The sequence below is a fragment of the Mesorhizobium sp. M0898 genome (assembly GCF_040319695.1).
In the GTDB taxonomy this organism is placed as follows: domain Bacteria; phylum Pseudomonadota; class Alphaproteobacteria; order Rhizobiales; family Rhizobiaceae; genus Mesorhizobium.
Genome location: NZ_JAMYOE010000126.1, coordinates 1 through 1348 on the forward strand (window position 1 = coordinate 1; position 1348 = coordinate 1348).

A 1348-nucleotide genomic window follows, 5' to 3' on the forward strand; every position below is an offset into this window, starting at 1 on the left:
CTCTCCGACCGCGTCGCCGTGCTCGACTACGGCCGCAAGATCGCCGACGGGACACCGGCCGAGGTCAGGGCCAATCCGGCGGTGATCCGGGCCTATATCGGCACCGCCGAAGGCGAAGATGGCGAGGGCATCTGATGAGCTACTATGATTTCCTCTTCGTCATCGAGGTGCTGGTCGGTGGCTTGCTCTCAGGCGTCATGTATTCGCTCGTCGCCATCGGTTTCGTGCTGATCTACAAGACGTCGGGCGTGCTGAACTTCGCGCAAGGGTCGATGGTGCTGTTCGCCGCACTCACCTTTGTCAGCCTTGTCGAACGCGGCATCCCGTTTGCGCTTTCAATGCTCATTACCCTCGCGGTCATGGTTGCGCTGGGCTTCACCATCGAGCGAACTGTGCTGAGGCCGCTGGTCAATCGCTCGCCGATGACGCTGTTCATGGCCACGCTTGGCCTGTCTTACATCATTGAAGGCGCTGCCCAGTTGGTGTGGGGCACGCAGGTGCACGGGCTCGATCTCGGCATCGACGACACGCCGTTCGAGGTCGGCGGTATCCTGATATCGTCGTTCGATCTTCTTGCTGCAGGCATTGCCGCGGCGATGGTCGCCGGCTTGAGCGCATTCTTCTATTGGACCCGCGTCGGCCTAGCGTTTCGCGCCGTCGCAGACGACCAGTTCGCGGCGCTCGCCGTCGGGCTGCGGCTGCCCCGGATCTGGGGAACGGTGTGGACGGCCGCGGGGTTCGTGGCACTGGTCGCGGGGCTCTTGTGGGGCGCGCGCCTCGGCGTCCAGTTCTCGCTGTCGCTGATCGTGCTGAAGGCGCTGCCGGTGCTGGTGCTTGGCGGCTTCGATTCTATCCTCGGCGCCATCGTCGGCGGCCTCATCATCGGCGCCAGCGAGAAGCTCGCCGAGGTCTACCTCGGACCCTTTGTCGGTGGCGGCATCGAAGGCTGGTTCGCCTATGCGCTGGCGCTGGTCGTCCTGCTGGTGCGCCCCTCCGGCCTGTTTGGCCAGAAGACTGTCGAAAGGGTCTGACCGATGGCCGTGCAAGCGCTCGATGCCGCAAGGCTTCCCATCGACTGGCAGAGGTTAGCTCTGCCCGTCGCCCTGATTGCCGTGGCCTACGGCCTGATCCCCGCCTATGCGTCGAGCTATCTCGTCGAGGCGATCCTGCTGCCGTTCCTTGCGCTCAGCCTGGCGGCGGTCGGCCTCAACCTTTTGACCGGCTATTGCGGCCAGCTTTCGCTGGGCTCCTCCGCCTTCATGGCGGTCGGCGCTTTCGCCGCCTACAATTTCAACCTTCGGGTCGAAGGACTGCCGCTGGCTGCGACCATGATCCTGGCCGGGATTTC

At 64.3% G+C, this 1348-nt stretch carries 2 protein-coding genes and 1 pseudogene; all 3 read left to right on the forward strand.

Annotated elements, in window-relative coordinates:
• Positions 1 to 135: ABC transporter ATP-binding protein C-terminal domain-containing protein (locus NKH90_RS34515; protein WP_502898905.1), on the forward strand; the 135-nt coding region annotated here is incomplete at its 5' end.
• The gene (locus tag NKH90_RS34520; RefSeq protein ID WP_352453924.1) at positions 135 to 1031 is read left to right on the forward strand and encodes a branched-chain amino acid ABC transporter permease; all 897 of its coding nucleotides are present in this window, start codon (positions 135 to 137) and stop codon (positions 1029 to 1031) included. The genes NKH90_RS34515 and NKH90_RS34520, both read left to right, overlap by 1 nt.
• 3 nt (positions 1032 to 1034) lie before the next feature.
• Positions 1035 to 1348: pseudogene (locus tag NKH90_RS34525) on the forward strand (branched-chain amino acid ABC transporter permease); the annotation flags it as partial.